21 protein-coding genes are annotated in these 25,313 nt (G+C 50.7%); 7 read left to right on the top strand and 14 right to left on the bottom strand.

Translation table 11 applies throughout. From position 1 onward, the window contains the following. The first annotated feature begins 3 nt into the window (after positions 1–3). Together alc and GUA87_RS14940 are read left to right on the top strand one after the other, a co-directional pair. Positions 4–1,011: an allantoicase gene (gene alc, locus GUA87_RS14945; protein ID WP_193717398.1), complete on the top strand. Its 1,008-nt coding sequence runs from the start codon at positions 4–6 to the stop codon at positions 1,009–1,011. A gap of 4 nt (positions 1,012–1,015) precedes the next feature. Then, positions 1,016–1,510, top strand: coding sequence for an ureidoglycolate lyase (locus GUA87_RS14940; protein WP_193717397.1), 495 nt, complete (start codon positions 1,016–1,018; stop codon positions 1,508–1,510). A gap of 1 nt (position 1,511) precedes the next feature. Here the strand turns inward: GUA87_RS14940 and GUA87_RS14935 are convergent, their stop codons facing one another. Then, positions 1,512–2,258 (bottom strand): GNAT family N-acetyltransferase, encoded by a 747-nt coding sequence (locus GUA87_RS14935; protein WP_193717396.1) that lies wholly within the window; start codon positions 2,256–2,258, stop codon positions 1,512–1,514. A gap of 61 nt (positions 2,259–2,319) precedes the next feature. On the opposite strand from GUA87_RS14935, the gene GUA87_RS14930 reads away from it, so the two are divergent. Beyond that, complete coding sequence (locus GUA87_RS14930; RefSeq protein ID WP_193717395.1) at positions 2,320–4,434, top strand: efflux RND transporter permease subunit; 2,115 nt, start codon at positions 2,320–2,322, stop codon at positions 4,432–4,434. A gap of 1 nt (position 4,435) precedes the next feature. Beyond that, a complete protein-coding gene (hrpB, locus tag GUA87_RS14925; RefSeq protein ID WP_193717394.1) occupies positions 4,436–6,946 on the top strand; it encodes an ATP-dependent helicase HrpB in 2,511 nt (836 codons plus the stop codon). On the opposite strand, the gene cobS is transcribed toward hrpB, so the two are convergent. From cobS to cobA, 4 genes are read right to left on the bottom strand one after another with little or no spacing between them, the layout of a single operon-like run. After that, the gene (cobS, locus tag GUA87_RS14920; protein WP_193717393.1) at positions 6,920–7,726 is read right to left on the bottom strand and encodes an adenosylcobinamide-GDP ribazoletransferase; all 807 of its coding nucleotides are present in this window, start codon (positions 7,724–7,726) and stop codon (positions 6,920–6,922) included. The genes hrpB and cobS overlap by 27 nt on opposite strands. Before the next feature lies 1 nt (position 7,727). Then, positions 7,728–8,240, bottom strand: coding sequence for a bifunctional adenosylcobinamide kinase/adenosylcobinamide-phosphate guanylyltransferase (cobU, locus tag GUA87_RS14915; protein ID WP_193717392.1), 513 nt, complete (start codon positions 8,238–8,240; stop codon positions 7,728–7,730). Further along, the gene (locus GUA87_RS14910) at positions 8,237–9,544 is read right to left on the bottom strand and encodes a cobyrinate a,c-diamide synthase (RefSeq protein ID WP_193717391.1); all 1,308 of its coding nucleotides are present in this window, start codon (positions 9,542–9,544) and stop codon (positions 8,237–8,239) included. The genes cobU and GUA87_RS14910 overlap by 4 nt, the downstream gene beginning before the upstream one ends. A 1-nt stretch (position 9,545) precedes the next feature. Beyond that, positions 9,546–10,355, bottom strand: coding sequence for a uroporphyrinogen-III C-methyltransferase (cobA, locus tag GUA87_RS14905; RefSeq protein WP_193717390.1), 810 nt, complete (start codon positions 10,353–10,355; stop codon positions 9,546–9,548). A gap of 68 nt (positions 10,356–10,423) precedes the next feature. Between cobA and GUA87_RS14900 the strand changes: the two genes are divergently transcribed. Beyond that, positions 10,424–11,506, top strand: a complete 1,083-nt coding sequence (locus tag GUA87_RS14900) for a cobalt-precorrin-5B (C(1))-methyltransferase (protein ID WP_193717389.1) — start codon at positions 10,424–10,426, stop codon at positions 11,504–11,506. Then, the gene (locus GUA87_RS14895) at positions 11,503–12,246 is read left to right on the top strand and encodes a cobalt-precorrin-6A reductase (protein ID WP_193717388.1); all 744 of its coding nucleotides are present in this window, start codon (positions 11,503–11,505) and stop codon (positions 12,244–12,246) included. Before GUA87_RS14900 ends, GUA87_RS14895 begins: the two co-directional genes overlap by 4 nt. Here the strand turns inward: GUA87_RS14895 and cobM are convergent. From cobM to GUA87_RS14865, 6 genes are read right to left on the bottom strand one after another with little or no spacing between them, the layout of a single operon-like run. Continuing rightward, positions 12,221–12,994, bottom strand: a complete 774-nt coding sequence (gene cobM, locus GUA87_RS14890) for a precorrin-4 C(11)-methyltransferase (protein WP_193717387.1) — start codon at positions 12,992–12,994, stop codon at positions 12,221–12,223. The two genes, GUA87_RS14895 and cobM, sit on opposite strands and share 26 nt — an antisense overlap. After that, positions 12,994–14,820 carry a precorrin-3B C(17)-methyltransferase gene (cobJ, locus tag GUA87_RS14885; protein ID WP_227712034.1) on the bottom strand — a complete coding sequence of 609 codons (1,827 nt, stop codon included), beginning with the start codon at positions 14,818–14,820 and terminating at the stop codon, positions 12,994–12,996. Before cobJ ends, cobM begins: the two co-directional genes overlap by 1 nt. Next, positions 14,811–15,515: a precorrin-2 C(20)-methyltransferase gene (cobI, locus tag GUA87_RS14880; protein ID WP_193717386.1), complete on the bottom strand. Its 705-nt coding sequence runs from the start codon at positions 15,513–15,515 to the stop codon at positions 14,811–14,813. Before cobI ends, cobJ begins: the two co-directional genes overlap by 10 nt. Then, positions 15,512–16,723, bottom strand: coding sequence for a precorrin-6y C5,15-methyltransferase (decarboxylating) subunit CbiE (gene cbiE, locus GUA87_RS14875; protein WP_193717385.1), 1,212 nt, complete (start codon positions 16,721–16,723; stop codon positions 15,512–15,514). The genes cobI and cbiE overlap by 4 nt, the downstream gene beginning before the upstream one ends. After that, positions 16,720–17,373: a precorrin-8X methylmutase gene (locus tag GUA87_RS14870; RefSeq protein WP_193717384.1), complete on the bottom strand. Its 654-nt coding sequence runs from the start codon at positions 17,371–17,373 to the stop codon at positions 16,720–16,722. Before GUA87_RS14870 ends, cbiE begins: the two co-directional genes overlap by 4 nt. Positions 17,374–17,376: 3 nt before the next feature. After that, positions 17,377–18,423, bottom strand: a complete 1,047-nt coding sequence (locus GUA87_RS14865) for a sirohydrochlorin chelatase (RefSeq protein WP_193717383.1) — start codon at positions 18,421–18,423, stop codon at positions 17,377–17,379. Positions 18,424–18,479: 56 nt separating this feature from the next. Here GUA87_RS14865 and cbiB point away from each other — a divergent pair, with 56 nt between their 5' ends. Next, complete coding sequence (cbiB, locus tag GUA87_RS14860) at positions 18,480–19,475, top strand: adenosylcobinamide-phosphate synthase CbiB (RefSeq protein ID WP_193717382.1); 996 nt, start codon at positions 18,480–18,482, stop codon at positions 19,473–19,475. Here the strand turns inward: cbiB and GUA87_RS14855 are convergent. The 3 genes from GUA87_RS14855 to cobN are packed head-to-tail and all read right to left on the bottom strand — an operon-like array spanning position 19,468 to position 25,312. After that, positions 19,468–20,934 carry a cobyric acid synthase gene (locus tag GUA87_RS14855; RefSeq protein ID WP_193717381.1) on the bottom strand — a complete coding sequence of 489 codons (1,467 nt, stop codon included), beginning with the start codon at positions 20,932–20,934 and terminating at the stop codon, positions 19,468–19,470. The genes cbiB and GUA87_RS14855 overlap by 8 nt on opposite strands. Then, complete coding sequence (gene cobO, locus GUA87_RS14850) at positions 20,934–21,569, bottom strand: cob(I)yrinic acid a,c-diamide adenosyltransferase (protein WP_193717380.1); 636 nt, start codon at positions 21,567–21,569, stop codon at positions 20,934–20,936. Before cobO ends, GUA87_RS14855 begins: the two co-directional genes overlap by 1 nt. Next, positions 21,566–25,312, bottom strand: coding sequence for a cobaltochelatase subunit CobN (gene cobN, locus GUA87_RS14845; protein WP_193717379.1), 3,747 nt, complete (start codon positions 25,310–25,312; stop codon positions 21,566–21,568). Before cobN ends, cobO begins: the two co-directional genes overlap by 4 nt. Between the last annotated feature and the right edge of the window lies 1 nt (position 25,313).

Genomic DNA, 25,313 nt, shown 5'->3' with positions numbered 1-25,313 from the left:
ATAATGACATTGTTGACCTTTGAAGAAGCTGATTTTGTTAAAGGGTGCGTAAATCTGGCACAGCCACGCCTTGGGGCCGAAGTCACCTTTGCAACCGATGACTTCTTTGCCGACAAATCCCGCCTGATTGATCCGGCGGATGCGGTTTTTATCCCGGGTAAATATGATGAAAACGGGAAATGGATGGATGGTTGGGAAAGTCGCCGCAAGCGCGGGGAAGGATATGATCATTGTATCCTGAAACTTGGCCTGCCCGGAGTTATCGAAGGGGTGGACATCGACACCAGTCATTTCACCGGCAACTATCCACCGGCGGCTTCTATCGATGCCTGCAATGTGGTGGATGGGGAGCCAGACGATAAGACCGAATGGCAGGAGATCGTACCGGCGATTTCACTTGGTCCGGATGCCCATCATCTGCTTCGTGTGGCAAGCGACGCAGCATGGACCCATCTGCGCCTGAATATTTTCCCGGATGGCGGTGTGGCGCGCCTTCGTGTTTATGGCTGGTTTAACTGCAACTGGGATGCCCGCGATAAAGATGAGGTAGTTGATCTGGCTGCGATGCTGAACGGTGCACGTGCTGTTACCGCCAATAACGAACATTTCGGATCTCCGGCTAACCTGTTGGCGCCAGGCCGTGGGGTGAATATGGGTGACGGTTGGGAAACCCGCCGCCGCCGTGAGCCTGGTAATGACTGGGCGCTTATTCAGCTAGGTGCACCCGGAACTATTTCAGCCATCGAAGTGGATACCGCACATTTTAAAGGGAACTTCCCGGATAGCTGCTCCATTCAGGCGGCCTATATGACGGGCGGGACAGATGACTCCTTGGTGACACAAAGCATGTTCTGGAAGACACTGATGCCACCGCAGAAACTCAGCATGGACAACATCCACAGGTTCGAGAAAGAAATCGAAGATATTGGGCCAGTAACGCATGTGCGTCTGAACATCTTCCCTGATGGCGGTGTCAGCAGACTTCGTTTGTTTGGTAAGGTTGAAAAATAATCCCATGGAACTGAAACTGAAAGAACTGACGAAGGAAGCCTTCGCCCCTTATGGAGATGTTATCTCTAAGGCGGAAAGTGATCATTTCATGATTAATGAAGGCTCTACTCGGCGTTTTCACGATCTGGCATCCGTTCAGACGTTGGAAGGTGGGCACACCCTAATCAATATCTTTGAAGCCCAGCCTTTGGACTATCCGCTGAATATAAAATTGGTGGAACGGCATCCAAAAGGAAGTCAGGCTTTCATGCCGTTGAGCGGCCGTCCTTATCTGGTGGTGGTTGCTCCTGCGGGTGAAAACCCAACACCTGATCAGTTGGAAGCCTTTGTTGCGCGCGCCGATCAAGGGGTGAATTACCATGCAGGAACCTGGCATCATCCAGTACTTGCATTGGAAGAGGTGAGCGATTTTCTTGTGGTTGATCGCGGCGGTGAGGGGGATAATTGCGACGAAGTCTTCTTTGAAGACGGCACCGAAATTATCCTCAACAAGCCATAACTTAATAGCGGGTTAGATATTCGTATGAATACAGGGTTTCACCAAATCCCATATGGGACCAGAAGCCCTGTCCTGCTACATTGCTTGCGGTTACCTGAAGGTAGACATCACTGACACCTAGTTTTTTAGCGTGGGCTAGAAGTGCATTGACTACCTGCTCTGCCTGTCCTTGACGCCGATAATCTGGATCAGTTGCAAATTCAAAAAGACCCATCACGCCACCGTCAATTGTCGCAAGCCCGGTCGATGTGATTTTTCCATCCACTTTAAAACTTGCAAACACATGGTCAATTTTCAGGCGCTTTACCATTTCTTCAAAAGCGGTTTTGTCGCGTGATGTCAGCCTTGCAAGTGCATCGAGCCACTGATCATTAACAGTCGTCGAAATCTCTATTTCCTCAGATGGAGATGGGATTTCATCACGTGTGATATTTCGAATGTTTACATTGGTTTTATCTTCAAGTGTATAGCCACGCTGGATTAGAATTTGCATCAAGTCAGGTGTTTCGCAAAGCGGGGTCATGCGAAACATGGGCTGAAGGTCCCGTTCCTTGTAAAACTCCTCAACCTTTTGCAGGCGCTCCCGCAGTTGCAGGGATCCAACTTTCGATCCTGTGAAGTTTACTGAGTTAAAGCGCCGGGTACGGCCGCCTGTGAAACGTAAGCGCCAACCATCAAGACTTACTTCCTCAAGCGGCGGCGTAGAAAGTTGGGAATGAAGCTCAATTTTTTTGGTCAGGTTAGACATGGCGGGATCTCAAATCAGCTTTGCACTGGACAGATAAATCAACTCTGCCAAGATGCAGCAAATGACAGAAAAATCAATCTACAGATTATGGCTCTTGGTTGCGGCGGGGATTTTGTCCGCCCTTCTGTTTCTGTCCGCTACTTGGCTTGATGTGAAACCGGTCGTGTCGCCTGATTTCTTCTTTGGTAGCGATGATGCGGAGCTTGCCGAAGCTAAAAGGATAAATGACCTTTTCCCTGCAGAAGAGTTTCTAATCCTGCAAGTTTCAACAGACAATATCCGCTCTCCCGAATATTTGAGATCCATCAGGGATATGACCAACAGACTGGATACACTTGCGGGTTTCAATCGTCTCTTGTCGTTAAGCAGTGGACCTGAGGATGTTGAGGCTGCGTTGAAAAGTCCCTTCTGGCGACCCTTGTTAATTGGGGAGGATGGCAAGTCATCCCTGATCATTGCCTTCCTGCCGCGCCATGGAAATGAGCAGCTGACAGCAGTAACGATTGAAATCGCGGAGGACTATAAGACTGCCCCCGGCGTTGAGGGGATCTACATTTCGGGAATGCCCTATATCACCTATCAGATCCAGCAAAGCATCTTGAAAGATGTTTCCCTGTTCAGTGTGATTGCGGTGCTTGTTTTCGCACTCCTGATAGGATTTCTGTTTCGATCAGTTGTGATCCCGATCTCATCAATTGTGAGCGGATTTGCAGCGGTCATGTTGACCATGTTGCTTCTGCAATTGGTTGGACAACCTTTCGGCATTCTAACCGCCAATTTGGCTATCATTGTTTTTGTGCTTGTGCAGTCTCAGGCCATTTATTTGACCAATAATTTTTTAACCGCGTCGGGCAGTTCTTTCGCCAGTCGGCTTATTGCTACCTATCGAGTTACCCTTCCTGCAGCCTTTTTATGTGCGCTAACGACAATGCTCGGTTTCCTATCATTATTGCTGGTAAGCGCAGAACCCCTTCGTCAATTGGGAGTTGGTGGCAGTATTGGGGTGGTTTCTTCTTTTGTAAGTTCTTTTTTGCTGTATCCGGTGGTCTTATCAAAGGTGACGGTTCAGAGAAACGGGGGACCGGCAAAGGTGCGGAAAACAGGCGGAAGGTCAGTGTTAAAACCAGTGTTTATGGTTGCGTTGTCAGTCGCGGCGATGGCCTCTGTCTATGGTGCTGCGCAACTGAAATGGGATCCGAGCCTGTTTTCATATTTTGAAGACGAAAGCGATATAAAGTCAGGTCTTGTCACCATCGATGAAAATGGTGGCAGCAGCCCCCTTCAGCTTGTGGTGAGCTTGAAAACAGGGGAGACGCTGGATACAGGGCGCGCTTATGAGAAACTCTGGTCTCTTCATCAAGCATTGGAGGCTCATGAAAGTGTCGGGACGGTTTTGTCTTTACCTGCGCTGCTTGCCGAAGCGAACAACCATCCTCTTGCGTTTCTTGTTCCCTGGCAGCAGATGGTCACTTTGTTACAACTGGATGTCAACCAGTCAGTCGCGGACAGTTTCCTTGATGAAGATCGAAAGCAGAGCCTTTTCCTTCTTCGTATGTATGAACAGGGTCGGGATCAGCCGCGCCGAGAAATTGTAAGTGAGCTACAAGAAATTGCAAATGACCAGGGTTTCAGGGTTCAGCTAACTGGTGGTGTTTATTATCTGCAAGGATATCTGGCGGGTTTGGTTCTGCAAAGTTTGATTGAAGGGGTTATTTTCCTTCTGTGTAGTTTTGCGGTGCTGGCCGCGATTATCATGCGATCTGTGCGTGTGGCGCTGATTATGGGGGTAGCAGCAAGTTTGATCCCGCTGATTTCAATTGGAACCAGTGGCTATCTTCATATGCCGCTCGACATCATTTCCGCCCCGGCTTTCAGTGTCGCCTTTGGCATTGCGGTGGATGCGCTTCTTCATTTGGGGCTTGCTTATCGGCGTGCCATTAAAGGGCAGGCGGCTGAACCCATTAAAGTTGCCTTGGCTGAACAGGGAAAGGGTATCCTTGGGGCGAGCGTGGTCATTTTTTGCGGTTTCAGCGTTTTATTCTTATCCGAATTTCCGCCGACAATCCGTTTTGGATTTATTCTGATGATGGGGGCTTTTATTGCGGCGCTGGTCAGTTTAATTCTATTCCCTGCGTTGCTTTCCAGAACACAGAAATCAGAAGGCATTACAAATTAAGATGTCTATCTCGCTTCCAAAAACTGATCTTCCCGTTGAAGCCATCCTGCCAATCCTCATGCAGGTGATGGAGGGGCGGAACACGGCTGTTCTACAAGCGCCGCCCGGGGCAGGTAAGACAACAACCGTTCCCCTGTGGTTGATGAATTTGAAAGACAATGGAGATCGAAAAATACTAATGCTGGAGCCGCGTCGTTTGGCGGCGCGTGCCGCAGCATGTCGTATGGCGGATTTGCTTGGGGAAGAGGTTGGAGAGACCGTTGGATATCGTGTCAGGCTGGACGTAAAAGTCAGCCAGAAAACTAAAATTGAAGTGGTAACCGAGGGGATCCTCACCCGAAAATTGCAGCAGGATCCGGAACTTTCTGATGTGGCTGTTGTCATTTTTGACGAATTTCACGAACGGAATTTGAACACGGATCTAGGGCTGGCGCTGTGCCGCCAATCGCAAGAAATTCTGCGAGACGACCTTAAAATACTGGTGATGTCCGCAACGTTGGATGCAGAGGGTGTGGCAAAGCTATTGGATGATGCCCCGATTGTGACAAGCGAAGGGCGGCAATATCCTGTGGAAACCCGGTTCTACGAGGAGCGCATCAAAGGGCGTATGGATGGTCCCCTCGCCAAATGGATAGAGGAAGACATCATCCCGGAGACAGAAGGGGACATTCTTGTTTTTCTTCCCGGGGCAGGGGAAATTAACAGGCTTCAATCTGCCTTGGCCGAAATGGGACGAAAGCGGAATATCTCGATCCTGCCACTGTTTGGTAACCTTTCGCAAAAAGATCAGGATCGCGCCTTGTTGCCAGATAAAGAAGGTCGGCGAAAAATTGTCCTCTCCACCGATATCGCGGAAACAAGTCTGACCATTGAAGGGGTGAGAGTTGTTGTGGATAGTGGCCTCTCCCGCAAACCTCGTTTTGATCCCAACAGCGGGATGAGCCGGTTGGAGACAAAACGCATTTCTCGCGCGTCTGCGGATCAGCGAACGGGGCGCGCAGGGCGACAAGGGCCGGGGGTGAGTTATCGCTTTTGGCCGCGCGCAGAAGATCGAGGTCTTATTCCCCATAGTGATCCTGAGATTGCGAACGCCGATCTTTGTTCACTGGCGCTGGAGCTTGCCAAATGGGGGGCGGAGCCGGATGAGCTGGATTGGATGACACCGCCGCCCTCAGGTCTTTTGGCGCAAGCTCAGGATTTGCTGAAAACACTGGATGGATTAGGTGGCGGTGGGGCCATTACGCCTTTGGGCGAAGAAATGGTTCGCCTGCCGCTTCATCCGCGTCTCGCCCATATGATCCTCAAAGCCAAAGAGATTGATCAAGCGGATTTGGCCTGTGATCTGGCCGCGTTATTGTCAGAGCGAGATATATTGAAACCCAATGAAGGCGCGCGGAGTGCAGACATCAGGTTGCGCCTTAATCTGTTGAATAAAGCGCGGGATAGCGGCAGTAACAACCCCGCCGTAAAACAGGTTCTTCGAAATGCGGATGATCTGCGCCGAAGGTTTTCTCTTGGAAAGGGGAAATCTGATCCATCCCTTGCCGGTGTTATCCTTGCCTTCGCCTATCCCGATCGTATTGGGGAACTTCGAAAAGGAAAGAAGACCAGCTATCGGTTGTCTGGCGGGCGTGGTGTTCAGCTGGATGAAGGGGATCCCATGGCGGGGGAGCCTTATATGGTTGTGGCGGACCTTGATGGGAAGGGAAGAGAGGCCCGCATATATCTTGGGGCTGCCGTGACCTATCATCAGTTGCAGGACTATTTTGAAGACCAGATAAATACACACCTCAATGTCCAATGGGATGCGGAGCGTGAGAGAATTATCGCCGATGAAGAGCGGAGGATTGGAGCGCTGGTTTTGGAAAGCAGGCGGATCAAATCTCCGGACGCGGATCAAATCGCAACCGCGTTGGCCGATGTGATTGCGTCAAAGGATCTAAGGCCCCTTCCCTGGGATGGGGCAAGTGAAGCAGTATTGGACCGCTTGGCTTTTGTGCGCCTTCATGATCCGGATAAAGGTTGGCCAAATGTTACTAAGGAGGTTTTGAAAGAAACGGTACAGGATTGGTTAAAGCCTTACCTTCTTGGCAAGAATACTCTGGATGCGGTGCAGGATCTGAAATTGGAAGAAATCCTGCTGTCCCTTATTGATTGGGACTTGCAGCAGGAACTGGATCAGTTGGCGCCAGCCAAGTTGGAAGTGCCGACAGGATCAAAAATCCGTCTTGATTATTCCGACCCGGAAGCCCCGGTGTTGGCCGTGCGTATGCAGGAAATTTTCGGCATGGCGGATTTACCAAAATTGGCCAATGGTAAAGTGCCGCTTACCGCTCATTTGCTAAGTCCGGCGCGGCGTCCCGCCCAGATCACCAAGGATTTAGCCGGGTTTTGGAAGAACAGCTACAAAGATGTGAAAAAGGACCTGAAAGGGCAGTATCCAAGGCATTACTGGCCGGATGATCCCCTGCAGGCAGAACCTACCTCACGCGCTAAACCCCGCGGAAAATAGACCCGCAGCTATTACAAGAAATGTAATCTCTGAGACTTGTTGCAGACTACCCAAGACGTCACCTGTTTGCCCGCCAATCTGACGGTGGGCAATCCATCCCATCAAACCGGCAGAGACAAACGACCCCAACAATGCCGCGGAAGCTGCGAATGGCCCCATAAGCGCAACGGGGATAACAAGAGTGAAAATCAGGGCCGCTACGACTGACATAAGGGGCGGTTTACCCGCACTTGCCCCAAGTCCATCTTTGCGTGCAGATGGCATGAGATACATACCCCATGCGACCACCCCACGACTTGCAACTGCGGCGGAAATAATGGCTGGCAGAGCCATAACTTCGGGATACATGGAGCCTATGGAGGTGATCTTAAGGACAATTGCAATGATCAGGGTGACAACGGCATAGGTACCGACCCGGCTGTCCCGCATAATTTCAAGTTTTTTGTCTTTGGTAGCGCCGCCACCAAAACCATCCGCCACATCCCCAATGGCATCTTCATGCAGGGCACCTGTGATCAGAATTTGAAGCCCAACGGCAATTGTTGCGCACACAAAAACGGGCAACCCAAGCAAATTCAGTGCGAAAAACGCCCCACCTGATATCCCGCCTACGACCAAACCTACTAACGGAAAACAGCGAGCTGAAGATCCCACGGCGGCCATGGAGAAGTTCATATTTATCTTAAGGGGGATCCGGGTCAGAAATAACAACGCGACCAGAAGATCATTGATCCAACTGGGTTTATATTCCTTCATTGTTGGGGGGGCTTCGTCACTCATATCATTTCAATCTTTGTGGCAATCCAGCGGTGACAAAATAGACTTCAGTTGCAATAGCCGCGATATCCTGATGAAGCCATCCCGCAAGATCACGAAATTCCCGGGCCATTTTGTTATCTGGAATAATTCCTTGCCCCACCTCGTTGGAGACGAGTATCACTTCCCCGTTTAAAGTCGGCAGGGTTTGAACAAGTTCGTTGAATGCGAGCTTAAAATCCTGCTCCGCCATCATCAGGTTGGTCACCCATAATGTCAGACAATCTAGAAGGATGACCCGGTCCGGCGCGGCTTCTTTCTTTAGGACATCAGAGATATCAAGAGGCTCTTCAATGGTGATCCAACCGGAACCGCGATCCGATTTGTGCTTATCGACACGGTTTTTCATTTCCTCATCAAAAATCTGACTGGTGGCAAGATAAAGACGTTCTTTTCCGGATACGTGCGCCTGCTTTTCTGCAAAACGGCTTTTCCCGGATCGTGCGCCTCCAAGAACCAATGTGATTTTATTGCTCATGAAACCTGATCAATTAGATGAATAAATGATCCGCACACATTACCACTAACTGCACCGACTTTACCAAGATTGTTACCGCGCGCGTTCTCTATTTCAAACAAGGGTGTGGCACTGTCGTTCTGCATTTCTGACGCATAGTGAAATTCATGGGCCATATGGCGTGATCCAGCGTTGCCAAATGGAGTGTCTATAAGTTGACTGACTTTGCGATATCCAAGATGCCTTTTGGGTTCAGCGAAAGAGGTATCAATCGGCAATAGCCCAAGCATGGGATGGCAATTACCTTCTTTGTCGGTCAACGTGCGTCCAAGCGTCATATATCCCCCGCATTCTCCATAAATGGAGGCACCGCGGTCCGCAGCATCTTTCATACCCGCTTTGAAGTTGCCTGCTTTTGACAGAGCATCTGCATGCAATTCGGGATAACCGCCTGGCAAGTAAATGAAATCAGCATCAAGGGAAGGTGCTTCATTGGCGAGAGGAGAAAAGAAGCTGAGTCTCGCCCCATTTTCTTCCCACCGTTTCAGGAGGTGAGGATATGAAAACGCAAAAGCAATGTCTTTTGCGACGGCAATATGTCGGCCGGGAGGCGTTGTTTTATGTTTTTGGCTTGCCAGAACCGGTGCCTTGGCGGTTTTCGCCAGATGGCCCAGATCTACATTCTCTGTGATCAGGGCTGCGGCCTGTTCAATGAAAGCCTCAATATCCTTATTTTCTGATGCTTGAACCAATCCAAGGTGACGGGATGGCATATGAAGTGTTGTCGCATGGGGAATAAAGCCCAATGTGGGGATGTCCACCTTATCCGCGGCGGTTTTCAGCATATCTGCATGGATTTGGCTGCCCACGCGGTTAAAGATTACCCCTGCGATTTTTGTCTGTGGTCGATAACTGTTAAAGCCGTGCAGGATTGCCGCAACGCTAGCAGATTGGCCTTTCGCATCAATAACCAAGATAATGGGAAGCTGAAGTTTATCAGCCAGATCAGCCGTTGAGCCAGTGCCATCCTGCGCCCCGTCGAAAAGCCCCATTACACCTTCGCCAATCACAAGATCAACCCCCTCGGCGGTGGCTGAATAGGAATTGGAGAGGGAGGTGGATGTCATTGCCCAAGGATCAAGGTTAAAACAAGCACGTCCGCTTGCCAGCTCATGAAACTGCGGGTCGATATAGTCAGGGCCGGTTTTGAAAGAAGCAATCCTTATGCCCCGATTATGAAAGGCACGAAGAAGCCCCAGCGTGATCAGAGTTTTACCGCTGCCGGATGAAGGGGCGGCAATTATGAACGCCGGGGATTGGGTCACGTTAAGTGCCTGCCTCGCTTTGTTTCGGCTCCAGTTCTTTCATATACCAACCCAGCTCCGAATGCAGATCCACTACACCACCCACTACAATTAGAGCCGGGGGTTCGAAGTTATTAGCAATCACATCATCTGCAGCGGTAGACAGAGTTGTTGTCAAGACACGCTGATTTGGGAGGGTTGCATTGGAGACAATGGCTACAGATTCGTCCTCAGGCCTTCCATAGCTGATCAGTTTTTCTGTGATCGTGCGAATATGTTTCATGCCCATATAGATCACAATCACGGGTGATCCTTTGGCGATATGCTCCCAGTTGACGCTGGGAACCTCACCGCTTGCATCATGGCCGGTGACAAAAGTCGCCGCTGAGTTTTTGGTGCGATGGGTGAGTGGGATACCGGTATAGGCGAGGCCACCAACACCAGATGAAATTCCCGGGATTACGCGGAACGGGATGTCCTCGGCTTTCAGGCGCAAGGCTTCTTCCCCGCCGCGCCCAAATATATAGGGATCCCCCCCTTTTAGGCGCAGGACTTTTTTCCCCTCACGTGCCAACGTGACCAGACGTTCTGTAATATCTTTTTGTTTATGAGACGGTTTTCCGCCACGCTTACCTGCATATTCCAATATACAATTGGGGCTTGTCAGGGACAGGATTTCTTTACTGACGAGGGCGTCATACACCAGTATATCGGCCTGACGTAACCCTTCAACGGCGTAAAGCGTTAGCAAGCCTGGATCGCCAGGTCCTGCGCCAACCAACCAAACGCTGCCTGCCTCAAAGGCAGGAATTTTGCTCAAGATATTTTCCATGGAACTCTTTTACACAGGTTTTTGCCTCTCGCCTAGCCAACTGTTAGCGAGACGCTTATACATATGGGATGGATAAGGGTGATGAAAAGAAGGAATTGCGATATGGCTGGACCACGGGGGCATGTGCCACTGCGGCAACCAAATCCGCATTGTCTGCATTGCTTGGGAAAGGCTTCCTTGATCCAGTAACTATTACCTTGCCAAAGGGACAAACCCCTGCCTTTGCACTAGCTACCGAAGAGTTGAGGGACGACACCGCGACAGCCTCCATCATCAAAGACGCGGGGGATGATCCGGACGTTACCCACCACGCGCGCATTATCTCCACCGTCAAACTGTCAGAGGCCGGAAAAGGGATCCGGTTTTATGCTGGCAGTGGTGTCGGCACTGTCACCAAGGAAGGTCTGCCCTTGGAAGTGGGCGAGCCCGCGATCAACCCGGTGCCGCGCCAAATGATTCAGGGTGTTATTGAAGAGCTTTGCCTTGAGGCAGGGGTATCCCCAGATGTCGATGTTACTATCGGGATCGAAAATGGGGAAGAGCTTGCCAAATATACGATGAATGGTCGCTTGGGCATTGTCGGCGGCTTGTCTGTATTGGGAACAACAGGGATCGTGGTTCCTTATTCTTGCGCAGCGTGGATCGCATCCTTGCATCGGGGTATCGATGTGGCGAGGGCAGCGGGGGCAGACCATATGATCGCCTCCACCGGCTCTACATCCGAAAAGGCGGCAAACGCGATTTATGATCTTCCCGATTATGCTTTGTTGGATATGGGGGATTTTGCAGGGGGCGTCCTTAAATATCTGAAGAAAAAGCCGGTGCGAAAACTGACGCTTGCCGGGGGATTTGCAAAAATCTCCAAACTGGCGGAAGGACACATGGATTTACATTCCGGGCGCAGCAAAGTCAATTTTGCGTTTCTTGCAGATATGGCGAACAACCTTGGCGCAGATGAAAGGCTGAGAGCGGAAATAGTAAATGCGAATACCGCAATGGAAGTCCTGCAGATCTGTACCGCGAATAGTATTCCTATTGCTGAGGAAGTTACTAGAAAAGCGATAGAAACGGCTAAGGTTGTTTCAGGTGGGGATCTTCAAGTGGAAATTCTGATCTTTGATCGCAAAGGCGAGTTGGTGGGCCGCGCATGAAACAAGATCTAAGTGTGCTTTTGCTAGCAGGAACAAACGAGGGCGCGCAGATTAATGAGCGTTTGGATGACTTGGGGGTTCCCTTTTGGACGAGCCTTGCAGGGCGAACACTTAATCCATCGCGCCTTCTGGGAGAAGTGTTGCCGCACGGTTTTGATGAGTTTGGCGGCATGTCAGATTTTATCCAGGCGCATGGGGTGAATGTTGTTATCGATGCGACCCATCCTTTTGCAGCACAGATCAGTCATAAAGCCGCGGAAATATGTAACCAGCACGGGATCGATTATCTTCGTTTTGACAGACCCGCATGGCGTAAACAATCAGAAGATAACTGGATTGAAGTCCCTTATTTAAAGCGTGCGGCAGAAGCGTGTGAAAATTATCAGCGGATTTTCCTAACCATCGGGCGGCAGGAGGTAGGTGCGTTTGAGGCGCTGGAGGGAAAACACTTTCTCCTTCGCTCCATCGAACCGGTGTCCTTTCAGCCGGTGAGGGGAACTGTTGAGTATATTCAGGAGCGCGGGCCGTTTTTATTGGATGATGAGATGGCATTGCTAACCAATCATGAGATTGACGTAGTGGTTAGCAAAAATAGTGGCGGAATGGCAACCTATGCCAAAATTGGGGCCGCGCGGGAATTGGGAGTTCCTGTTATCATGGTTGACCGTCCGGCAGGACCAGACGGTCAGGTATTTTCATCCATTGAGGATTTATTTAACCATCCGTCTCTTTGCGTTTAGGGCGCAATACATGCACATGATCCGCATGGTATAGTGCGCTGTCCGGATAGTCTTTTGCTTCCAATACACGACCTACAATAATCAGCGCCGTGCGAGTGATTTTTGAGGCACGGACCTTTTCCTGAATATCAGCGAGTGTGCCTTTGATAATCTGCTCATCCGGCCAGCTTGCGCGGTAAACAACCGCCACCGGACAATCTTCACCGTAATGAGGAATTAGGTCAGCCGTTACTTTACGAAGGTTGCGAACGCTCAAATGAATGGCGAGCGTCCCACCGGATTTACCAAGTGTAACCAGATCTTCGTTATTTGGCATTGCCGTTGCCTGCATCGCCGTGCGGGTTAGGATAATGGTCTGACTGACATTCGGAAGGGTGAGCTCTGTTCCCAAAGTCGCGGCAGCGGCGGCAAATGCTGGAACGCCAGGCGTGATAGTATATTCAATACCAAGTTCATCAAGGCGGCGCATCTGTTCCGCAATGGCTCCGTAAAGGCTTGGGTCTCCTGAATGAACGCGAGCAACGTCTTTGCCTTCTTTTTGGGCTTCCACCATTTCCGCGATGATTTCATCCAGATGCAACGGCGCTGTATCAATAACCTTCGCGCCCTCCGGTGCGTGAGACAGGATTTCTTCTGGCACCAGTGATCCTGCGTAAAGGCATACAGGGGAGGCTGCAATCAGGTCACGACCGCGAAGGGTGATGAGGTCCGCGGCACCTGGGCCTGCGCCAATAAAATGTACTTTCATCAGTTTTGTTCTTTCTTTTTAACCTGCATCTTCCCCGCATATCCGCGCGGGGTGTAGGCCCATTTTTTCAATTTTGAGTTGGTCCAGGTGGTTTTGCTCTCGCTGGAACCGACCATGACAAGGGTCAGCATATCGACCTTTTCAGGATCCAGTTCTTTAAGCGGCATGATCTGCACATTTTCCGTCTCCCGCCCAAGATTACGCGCCACAATCACGGGTGTGTCATCAGGGCGATGTTCACTTAAAATCGCTTTGGCGGCATGCAATTGTGTGCGCCGCTTGATGGATACCGGGTTATAAAATGCAACCACGAAATCCCCTTGGGCCGCAGCTTTCAAGCGTTTTTCGATGGCTTCCCATGGAGTTAAGAGATCGGACAAAGATATGGTGCAGAAGTCATGCCCAAGGGGGGCACCGGCCCTGGCCGCGGCAGCTTGCAAGGCCGATATGCCCGGTGTCACTTGAATGTCGAGGCGATCCCACGCATCATGCGGATCTTCCTGGATCAGCTCAAACACCAACGTCGCCATGGCATAAATACCAATATCACCCGATGAAATAAGGGCGACATTTTTACCTTCCGCGGCGAGATCAAGGGCGAAACGAACGCGCGCTTCTTCCTCACCCAATGCAAAATCATGACGGTTTTTACCAAAGGCAGCAGGGCCCAGAAGGTCTGTGTATAGGCCATAAGCAACGATATCTGTGACGTCGTCAATCAATTGGCTGGCTTCTGGTGTGCGCCATGGGGCTTGTCCTGGGCCTATACCGATCACAGACAATTTGCCTTGTGGTTTACCGATTTCGGTGGATGGTTGTACTGGCTTACCCTTCGCCACGGCTACTGTCGTACGTTTGGTTTTTACCTTTGGAACCACCAGTTCGGCATCAGGCCCCGCGGCGGCAAGTGCGGCCCCTTCACTAACGCCATGGCATCCAACTTCCTGAAATACGATGTCCGATGGGTTTACAAGTTGAGGGGTTTCGGCTTCTAAAGTGGCCGCATCAAAGAAACGGGGTGTCATTCCAAAATGACGAGCGGCTGCATGAACGGCTCTCTCGTCAGATTTCAAATCAATGGAATAAACACCTGCAACTGAAAACGGACTGATATTGTTGTCAGTAAGGGCCGATTTGATGGAGTTGATCAGTTCATCTGCATCTGCGTGCCGTTCACATCCGACCCCGACAAAATGGGACTTTGGATGGAAAACAAGATGACTTTCATTCCCTTCGATTATCTGATCAGAAATGGTGATCTGAAGAGATCCGTCCTCTGAAAAGGGCAGATCAGAATTTTCAAGCCAAGGGTGCGAACCATTGAGTTTAATGGTCTTACCGCCCAGAAGTTTACCCGCAAAGACTTTCATATCTTCTGGATTACCAGCAGCGAGATCCAGCGGTGGCTCATCCAAAGCGATGTTAAAGCGCAAATCGCTGGCTGTGGTAATGGCGGGATGACCGTCCAGATGTTCAGCTATACTCACGGCCATAGCATTAGCCCCGTGATGCCCGCCCAGAAGCGGCACAACGTTATTGCCGGTGTCAGAGATGGCGATAACAGGGGGTTCTACATGCTTGTTGTCGAGCGCCGGGGCAAGGCAGCGCACCAAAATGGCGCTGGCACAGATGCCAAAAATCTGGGTGTTCGCGACATAGAGTTCCTGAAGGTGACGGGCGGTTTGCTGAAAACTGATATCAGCATTATTTACCCGCCCTGACAGGCCATGAACAAGCGCATCCGGATACAGGTTCTGCAGCTTCTTAGCGGTTTCCCATCCGCTGTCATTTAGAAGGATAATGGCGCGTGGCATACTCATTTCCATGCGTCCCCCCGTTTATGAATAAGGACCATGGAAAAATATGGTGCCGCATCGGCCGGAACATCGTTGAGCGGCATGATTTTCTGGTTTTCCATACTGGCCCGCTCGATATAGCTTGCTTGATCGGAGAGCCCCATATCATTGATCAGTGCACGAATACGATCAAAGTGGCGACCTACCTTCATTACGGCGACACTGTCAGCAGCTTCGATTTTTGATTTCAACACATCATCTTTAAGCGGAGCTGGCAGTACTGTCAGAATATCGTTGCGCGCAGACAGGGGTTTTTGAAGGGCTGTGGAACAGGCGGTGAGTGAGGAGACACCCGGGATAACTTCAACCGTATGATCTTCAGCCAACCGCCCAAATAGATACATGAAGGATCCGTAGAAAAAGGGATCCCCTTCGCAAAGGACGGCAACATCCTTTCCGTCCGACAGATATCCTGCGATATCCTTTGCCGCGGCATCATAGGCCAGTTGCGCGGGTTCGCGCTCCACTGACATGGGGATACGGATCGCATATTCTTCCTGATCACCTCTTAAGTGCGGGGCTACAATCGCGCGGGCGAGGCTTTCGCCATCTTCAAGCGCAGGATAAGCCACGACAGGTGAGGATTGTAAAATGCGATGGGCTTTGAGTGTGATCAGCTCAGGGTCGCCCGGGCCAATACCAAGGCCAAATAATTTACCGGTCATTTCTTTTTCAGTACGAGTTGTGTTACCTGACGCGACGGTTTCCAGCTGGTAAAGCCGCCAATTTTCTGCGCGCGGGCAAAGTTTAATCTTGTTAATTCACCGTCATAAAGCTCATTGAGCTTAAAAGCCAGCGCTTCCCCTTCGACGGTAACTGTATTAGCGGCCAAAATGCCGCCGGGTTTTAGCTGTTCCCAGCAATAATCAAAAACGCCACTGGTGAGGCCGCCGCCGATAAATACCCGATCAGGGGGCGCCTGTTCTTTCAAAGCATCCGGTGCTCGCCCTTCGATGACCTTCAATAAAGGGGTGCCGAGCCTGACTTTATTTTGAAGAATATGCTGCACACGGTCATTGCGCGTCTCCACGCATATTGCTGTATTCAAAGGATGACATCGCATCCATTCGATCGCAATGGAACCGGAACCGCCGCCAATATCCCAAAGATGCATTCCTGGAAAGGGCGCAAGGGCAGATAAAGTCGCGCTTCTGATTTCCCGTTTGGTGAGTTGTCCATCATGAAGAAAGACATCATCCGGCAGTCCGGGAATAACAGGTAACGGTTTGGCTGTGTCATCTGCAACGCACTCAATGGCAATGCAGTTGAGATCTTGAATATCTGTCGCGCCTATCCATTCAGAAGCCATCTTTGTGCGGATCACTTCTGTCTCGCCGCCCATATGCTCCAGCACCGTCATTGCGCTTTGACCATAGCCCGCGTCTGACAACAGAGTAGCAACATCGGCTGGGGTCTTTCCTGTATCCGATAGGGCAATTAGTTTCGCCCCGGGATAAAGAGAGCTGCGGATTAAATCTAGAGGTCTGCCGTGCAGGGTAATCTGGTGAACACGTGTAAGGTCCCAGCAGAGCGCTGCCGCGGCCAATGAAAAAGCGGAACTTGCTGGAAAAATGCTAATTTCTTCGGCAGGCAACCTTTTGGCGAAAGTGACACCAATCCCGAAATGCTGTGGGTCGCCCGTTGCCAGAATGGCTGTGGGTTCCCCCCGACGATCCATCACGTCGTTAACGAGCTTCATTAGCGGGGATGGCCAGGAAAGGCGGGGGCGTGTGTCATTTTCCGGAAGCATTGCCAGATGACGATCGCCGCCAATGATTAAAGTGGCGCTTGTTAGCGCGGACTTTGCCTTGGGTGATAACCGCTCCAGCCCATCATCGCCGACACCAATGATATATAGCCAAGGATCGCTCATGATTTATCCTTTAATCCAATGGAGATCCCATTCAAGGCGCCCGCCGCCATAGCGCTTCCGCCTTTTCGGCCAAGTAAGGTGACATATGGCACACCAATTTGTGCTTCATGCAGCGCTTGCTTGGATTCTGCGGCCCCTACAAATCCGACCGGGAAGCCAATAATAGCCGCTGGTTTGGGGGCTCCCTGTTCGACCATTTCCAGAAGGTGAAAAAGGGCAGTGGGCGCATTGCCGATCACAACAACACTGTTTTCAAGATGAGGCCGCCAAAGCTCTATTGCAGCGGCTGATCTTGTCGTCCCAATTTCTTTCGCAAGATTTGGAACCGTTTCATCATTTAATGTGCAAATGACGTCCACATCGTCTGGCAAAAAGCGGCTAATGATACCGCGGCGGACCATTTCACAATCACAAAAAACCGTACCCCCAGAATTCAGTGCTTTGGTCGCGGAGACAACCACGTCTTCGCTGTAGGCCAGTTCGTTAAAAATCTCTGTCATTCCGCAGGCATGAATGATCCGCGTAATCATGCGCGCCAGATCTTTAGGGATGCCACCGAAATCTACTTCACTTGCCACCGTTGAAAATGACTTTTCATAGATGGCAGCAGGATCGCGGATGTAATCATATGTGAAACGGTGTTCCGTCATGGATTATTTATCATCCTTTTTCATGGTAACCGGCCCCAGCGGATGGTCCGCATGTGGGTAAGGGTGGTGATGATGTCCATGATCATGACTATGTCCATGATCGTGATCATGGTCGTGGTGATGATGGTGTCCATGGTCATGACTGTGATCATGGTTGTGGTCGTGAGAATGCCCAGTGCCGATACCTTCCACGTGGTGATGATGGCTTTCCTGAACCATGCCCACTTCATCCTCAAAGCCGAGGGCCTGCTCACGATACTTACAAAGACCACAGTTCATATTATTCGTGCCGTCCAGAATTTCCTGAACCCGATCAGCAAAACAATCCAGCACGAGCGGATGATCGTTTAAGTAAGATGCTTTGATAAATTTAATATCAGGATATTTGGCTGCAACTTTGTCGGTGTAGTCGTAAATACGATCCACCAGAATGCCTGTAAACAGGAAGTAGGGGAACACAACGATGCGCTTGTATCCAAGGCGTGCCGCGTGGTCTAGGCCCGGCTCCACCAATGGGAAAGTGACGCCAGAATAGACCGTTTCCCCCCAGCCAAATCCCATGCCTTCCCAAAGCATCCGCATGACTTTTGAAACATTTGAATTGGCATCAGGATCAGATGCGCCACGCCCCACAACCACCAGCATGGTTTCATGCAAAGGAACGTCATCTTCAGCGGCTTCCAACGCTTCACGAATACGATCACCAGCGGCCCGGATCATTTTCAGATCAATGCCAAGTTCCCGCCCGTAAGAGATTTTAAGCCCTTCATGTTGCGCCGCATAGGTGTTCAGAACGGATGGGATATCGTTTTTTGCATGACCTGCCGCGAATAGCATACCGGGTATGGCGAGAATATGATTGTGGCCACTTTCACGAAGGTTATCCAATCCAGTGCGGATAATCGGTGTGGCAAATTCCAGAAAACCGGAGTCGACTTCATATTGCGGCAGGCGTTCTGCAATGCCTTTGGCGACAGAGGCAAATTGTGTAACCGCACCTTCATCGCGGCTTCCATGGCCACAAACCATAACACCAATTTTTTCGGTCATTTCTTAACTCCAGTTTCTAGGTTGACGGATCGGGTCTGGCAGATCATCTTTGCGCCATGCCAGAGACACTCCATCAGATAGCTCAGATTTTGAGGGACCCCGCGACGCTTGCAGGGTGTGTATTGTTGGTGGATCTGTTGATCGGCGATCCAGCTTTTGTATACGCGCGCATTTCTCATCCGGTTGTGATTATCGGCAATCTCATCAGTTTCTTCGAAAAGCTGTTGAACCGGGGCGGAAATATTCTTCGCTTCATGACAGGCAGCCTGACAACCCTGTCGGTAATCCTGATATCTGTCATTGCGGGTGTCATGATCATGGCGCTGATTGAACGGATTCCATTCGGGTTCGTTTTGGAAATCCTGCTCGCCAGCAGCCTGATCGCTTGCCGCGGCCTTTATGATGCGGTGCGCGCCGTTCAAAAAGGACTGGATGTTTCTTTGGACAAAGGACGCGCCGCGGTTAGCCAGATTGTTGGCCGTGATCCCGAAAGCCTTGATGAAAGCGGCGTTACCCGTGCCGCCATTGAAAGCCTCGCTGAGAATTTTTCGGACGGGACCGTGGCACCCATATTCTGGTTCGCACTTTTCGGATTGCCGGGGCTGATTGGATACAAGGCGATTAACACCCTTGATAGCATGATCGGTCACCGCAACGATCGATATGAATATTTCGGTAAATTCGCGGCGCGCCTTGATGATGCCGCCAATTACATTCCCGCGCGATTGACCGGGTTGCTGATTGCTGTGGCGGCTGTTCTCTTGCCGGGTGCATCCAGCAGACGCGCGTTCAGCTGTTTGGTGACTGATGCCAGCGGTCATAAAAGTGTCAACGCCGGTTGGCAGGAAGCGGCGGTTGCTGGTGCCCTTGGGATTTCTCTCGCTGGACCACGTATTTACGGTGGCAAGCTCACCAACGATATTTGGATGAACGAGGCTGGCGTGAAAGATGTGGGCGCCGCCCATTTGGGGCGTGCCCTCAGCCTTTATCGTCTGTCCGTTTTGTTGTTGGTCGGTGTACTGGCTGTTATTGCATGGCTTCAGATTAGTTAGCGGCATTTGCAACCTCCACCAATCGATCCAGTTTCATATGGGTTTCAAGATGATCTGAAAGGTCATCCAACGCCTTCTCAACCTGTTCTTCAAATGCCAGTAGTGCTATTGTTCCGTCCCTAAAGCGCGACAGGAATTTCTGCCGGAAATGATCGTTGGCGAAAACGCCGTGAAGGTAGGTGCCCATCACACGTCCGTCTTTCGACATCACACCGTCGGACCCGGACGCCAGTTGGGCGAACGGGCGTTGGATGGCTTCTCCTCGGCATTCCCCTACATGCATATGATAGCCTGAGATCCTGTTGCCCGTCAGGAGATCTTCGCCTGCCTCTTCCAGAAGTTTTTTATCCCCTGAAAGTTCCGTTTCAAATTCCAAAAACCCTAGCCCATCAATGGAGGGAATATCCCCTTCGATGCCTTTAGGATCGGTGATTTTCTGTCCTAACATTTGAAGGCCGCCGCAAATGCCAAAGATGCTTCCGCCTTGGCGAAGGTGTACTTTGATATCCAGATCCCATCCACAGTCTTCTATCGCCTTCATGTCGGCGATAGTTGCTTTTGATCCCGGAAGCAGGATCAAATCCGCACCTATGGGAAGGGGGGTGCCGGGTTTGATCATTTCAACAGAAACATCCGGTTCTGCATGCAAGGGGTCCAGATCATCAAAATTGGAAATACGTGGCAGGACCGGCACAACAATTCTAATCTTATCAGTGGTGTTTTTTTGTGTGCTTTGTATAGAAAATGCGTCTTCTGGCGGCAATTTATGGGCATCTTGAAAAAACGGAACCAATCCAAAATTTTCCCATCCTGTTTTCTCTTCCAAAATCGACATGCCATCATCAAACAGCGTCGGATCACCGCGGAATTTGTTGACAATAAACCCTTTAGTGCGCTGTTTTTCGCTGTCAGACAACAGAAGATGTGTGCCCGCGATTTGGGCGATGACGCCGCCCCGATCGATGTCGCCAGCCAACAGAACGGGAATATCTGCGGCCTCGGCAAATCCCATATTGGCGATATCATTTTTCCGAAGATTTACTTCTGCCGGGCTGCCCGCGCCTTCCACGATGACGATATCCGCATCTTCACCAAGGCGGCGGAAGCTCTCTACAGCCTTTGACAGGAATTCAGGTTTAACTTTCTGAAACTCCCGTGCGTTTGCGTTGCCCCAGATTTTTCCCTGCAGGATCACTTGTGCCCCGACCATACTTTGAGGTTTCAGAAGAACCGGGTTCATATCGTTCAAAAGCGGTGCGCGGGCGGCACGCGCTTGCAAGGCTTGTGCGCGCCCAATTTCGCCGCCCTCAACAGTGACGGCCGCATTATTGGACATGTTTTGCGGTTTGAATGGCTTGACCTTCATGCCCCGATTGGTCAAAGCACGGGCAATGCCTGCGACAAGCAGTGACTTGCCGACATCGGATCCCGTACCTTGTATCATCAGGGCGTTGGTCATTAAAATTCGATCCCGACCTGTGCTTTTACACCGCTGCGGAAGGGGTGCTTGATCTGCGTCATTTCAGTGACCAGATCCGCCGCATCAATCAGTTCGTCTTTTGCATTGCGGCCGGTGACAACCACATGCAGGTTTTCCGGCTTGTTTTTCAAAAACTCGACCACTTCGTTGAGATCAAGGCTGTCATAACGAAGGACGATGTTAAGCTCATCCAGAATGATCATGTCATATTCAGGATTTTCACCGCGACAGGCTTCGATCATTTCCTTGGACTTTGCCCATGCTTTTTCAGCCGCGCGAATATCCCGTTCACGATCCTGCGTCTCCCACGTAAATCCTTCACCCATGGTGTGAATTTCAATCTGATCAGGGAAGGCTTCCAGAACTTTACGCTCTCCGGTTTCCCATTTGCCTTTTACATATTGGACAACACCAACTTTCATGTCGTTGCCAATGGCACGGGCGGCAAGACCAAAGGCGGCAGTGGATTTGCCTTTCCCTTTACCTGTGTGGACAATCAGCAGTCCCTTTTCGATGGTTTTGGTTGCCAGCATTTTGTCGCGGGCGGCTTTCTTTTTGCGGGCCTTTTCGTTGGCGCGTTCCAGCTCTTCAGGTGTCAGTTGTTTTCCTGTCATGATCCCATCTCCCTTTTCATTTCCGCGATGTTAGCGGCGGTACTGTTCCGTCGCGGTGTCCACATGTTTCGTTCCAACGCTTCGTTAAAGCGGTCCAGCATTTCCTGCAAAGCATCCGGGTTATTGTCTTTTAGAAAGTCATGTACCCGATCATCATTTATATAGGCATCAAACAGGATGTCGAAGTGATGATCTTTGACCGCCTTTGCTGTGGCGGCAAAGGCAAAAAGATAATCCACGGTCGCTGCCATTTCGAAGGCACCTTTGTACCCGTGGCGCATGGCACTTTCGATCCATTTGGGATTGGCAGCGCGCGCCCGGACAATACGCCCGATTTCCTCTTCCAAAGTCTGGATTTTTGGACTTTCAGGGCGCGAATGATCATTGTGATAAATGGTCGGCTGCGCGCCTTTTAGATGGCGAACTGCAGCAGTTACACCACCTTCAAATTGGTAATAATCGTCGCTATCCAAAAGGTCGTGTTCGCGGTTATCCTGATTGTGGACAACGGCATCAATGTTTTTAAGGCGGTCTTCAAATTGGGAGTGAGCCGCCTCGCCATCATCCTTGGATCCGTAGGCATATCCGCCCCACGCCACATAGGCACGGGCCAGATCTCCTTCATCATCCCAGCCTTTTTCATCGATGAGGGCCTGCAATCCTGCGCCGTAAGCGCCGGGTTTTGATCCGAACAGGCGGAAGCCAGCCTGATGGGCGGCTTGCGTCGCCTCAACGCCTTTGGCAATGAGCTCCTCGGTTTCCCTGCGTACTTTATGGGCGAGGGGGTTGGTCTTTTCATCTTCATCCAGTTTGGCAACAGCGCGGCTTGCACTGTCAAACAGGGCCATTTGCTGCGGGAAGGCATCTCGGAAGAAGCCCGAAATACGAAGGGTCACATCCACACGTGGCCTGTCCAGAATACTCTCAGGTAGAATTTCAAACCCTGTTACCCGGTTGGATGCCTTATCCCATGTGGGGCGAACCCCCATCAATGCCAAAGCTTGGGCGATATCATCACCACCGGTGCGCATGTTGGATGTGCCCCACGCGCTTAAAATCATGGATTTGGGCCAGCTGCCGTGGCTTTGGCGGTAATGGGCAATCAAACGTTCTGCTGATTTCCAGCCTAAAAGCCATGCCGTAGGAGTGGGCACAGATCGGCTATCCACGGAATAGAAATTTCGGCCCGTTGGCAGAACATCATTCCGGCCACGGGTCGGTGCGCCTGATGGCCCTGCTGGTACAAAATCACCATTTAAGCCTTTTAGCAGACCTTTTAGTTCGTCATTTCCGGATGAAAGAACGGTTGGCTTTAAGGTCTCTTCCACATAGGCCAGAGCAGCTTTTGTCTGCACCCAGTTTTCTTCAGGCGCTGTGCGCCCGCTGATAAGATCACTGGCAAGTAATTCAAGGCGCTCGACTGTGTCTCCGTTGCTGCGCCATTTGATGTCACGATCAAGTGCCGCGGGACGTGGCCCCGTCCAACTGGCCCCCATTTCACAGTCGAGCGGATCAAACTCATCATCAATATCCAGATCACGGGCAAGTGCGCGGATGAGAGATGCATCTCTACCTTTGCCATCCCCACGCGGAATACGTACCAAGGCAACCAGAAGATCTTCAAGCTGTCGCCCATCAGGTGATTTGCCGAAAATATGCAAACCATCCCTGATCTGCAGCTCTTTCAATTCACACAGATAATTATCCAGTTTCGAAAGCTGTTCTTCTTCGCTTTCACCTTCTGTAATTCCGCAATCACTATCAACTCCAGACAGCTGCGTCATTTCAAGGATTTGCTTTTTCAGCAATTCCAAACGTCGGGGATCAACCCCGGCGGCTTCGTAGTACTCATCCACCAGTCGTTCCAGATCCGCAAGCGGGCCATAACTTTCCGCCCGTGTCATGGGCGGGGTGAGATGGTCGATGATAACCGCGGAAGATCGGCGCTTGGCTTGGGTTCCTTCGCCGGGATCGTTCACAATAAACGGATAGATGTGGGGAAGGGCGCCAAACACAGTTTCGGGATAGCATTCTTCTGATAAGGCCAAGGATTTACCGGGAAGCCATTCCATGTTGCCATGTTTGCCCATATGAACCGCTGCATGAATGCCCTCTACTTCACGAAGCCACATGTAAAACGCAAGATACCCATGAGGCGGTACCAAATCCGGATCATGATAACTTTCGGTTGGGTTAATATTGTATCCACGGGCTGGCTGAATGCCGATCAGGATATTCCCATAGCGTTTCACCGATAAATGAAACTCACCATCTTCCACAAATGGATCATCCGATGGACTGCCCCAACGTTTAGTAACTTCAGATCGAACTTTCTCAGGCAGGCTTTCGAACATCTTTTGATAATCTGATACAGACAAATGGCATTCGCTTAAGCGATAAACACCGTCAGTTTGGCGGTCGTTAGTCGGGCCGGAAAGCAGAGCATCAATGAGCGCATTTCCATCTTCTGGAATGCCGGAAACCGCATATCTTTCCTTATGAAGGGCGTTCAATACTTCAATAACACCAGCCGGGGTATCAAGGCCTACACCGTTACCGATGCGTCCGTTGCGATTAGGGTAGTTCGCAAGAATAAGTGCAATTTTGCGATCTATAGGGTCTGTTTTTTGCAGAATAGCCCATTTAGCAGCCAATTTTGCGACAAAATCAATCCTGTCAAGAACAGGCTTGTAGGTAACAATATTGGTTTCAGTCCGTTTATCGAACCCGGCATCCGCCTTAAAGGACACAGCACGGCTTAAAATTCGGCCGTCTACTTCTGGCAAGGCAACATTCATGGCGATATCGCGGGCGGAAAGACCTGCAAGCCCGTCACGCCATCCTTCCTCGTTGCCGCCAGAGAATATCACTTGCAAAATCGGACAGTTGGCACCGTCAAAGGGGGTTTCATGTCGCGCCCCACCGGGACTTGAAACAGCGAACCCTGTGGCGTTTAGGATCACGCTTGGATTTGTGTCTTCAAATACGGTTTCGATAATCTCTGATGACACCGGATCTTTCAGGGATGAAATGAATAAAGGCAGGGCATTCATGCCTTGATCCTTTAACGCCTCAATCAGTGCATCAACGGGTGCCAGATTATTTGCCTGAAATAAGGCGCGATAGAAAGTAATGGCGACAACCGGTTGTCCTTCGATCCATTTATTACGAAGGATATTGAGGTCAGGATGATCTGTATTTGGACAGTATAAACCCGCCTTAGGCAGTAGATACGGCTCTTGCCAATCCGATTGACCATCCAGAATAAAATCGCAATATTCCAGAAAAGCGCGATAGTTGATGGCGCCGCCTTGAACCAGATACTGCCATAACCGGTGTACTTGATCTGCAGGCAGTGTATTGAGCCCCAAAAGCTCTGGGTCTTCCTTGTCATCACCAGGCAAAAGCGCCAACGGAATGTTGTTGCGGCGACAACATTCGGTAATTTGTTCCACACCATAAGACCAATAGCTCACACCACCCAATAGGCGAACAACGACCAACTTGGCTTCAGAGATAATCTCCTCAACATAAATATCGACGCTGAGGTTGTGGGAAAGTTGCATATTGTTGGCAAGGCGTAAGGAAGGCGCGTTCTCTTCTCGCTCCTCGTTCACGAGGGCGAGGGAAGAAAGTTCCGTATCCGCGGCGGAAAGAACAACAATGTCACCGGGGGTTTGCCCCAGATCTACGGCTTCTGATCCGTCTGAAATGCCGCCAGGTGTCGCTGCCAACAGATGCATG

The sequence above is a fragment of the Sneathiella sp. P13V-1 genome (assembly GCF_015143595.1).
Lineage (GTDB): Bacteria > Pseudomonadota > Alphaproteobacteria > Sneathiellales > Sneathiellaceae > Sneathiella.
This window is presented reverse-complemented; position numbering and strand designations above follow the sequence as displayed.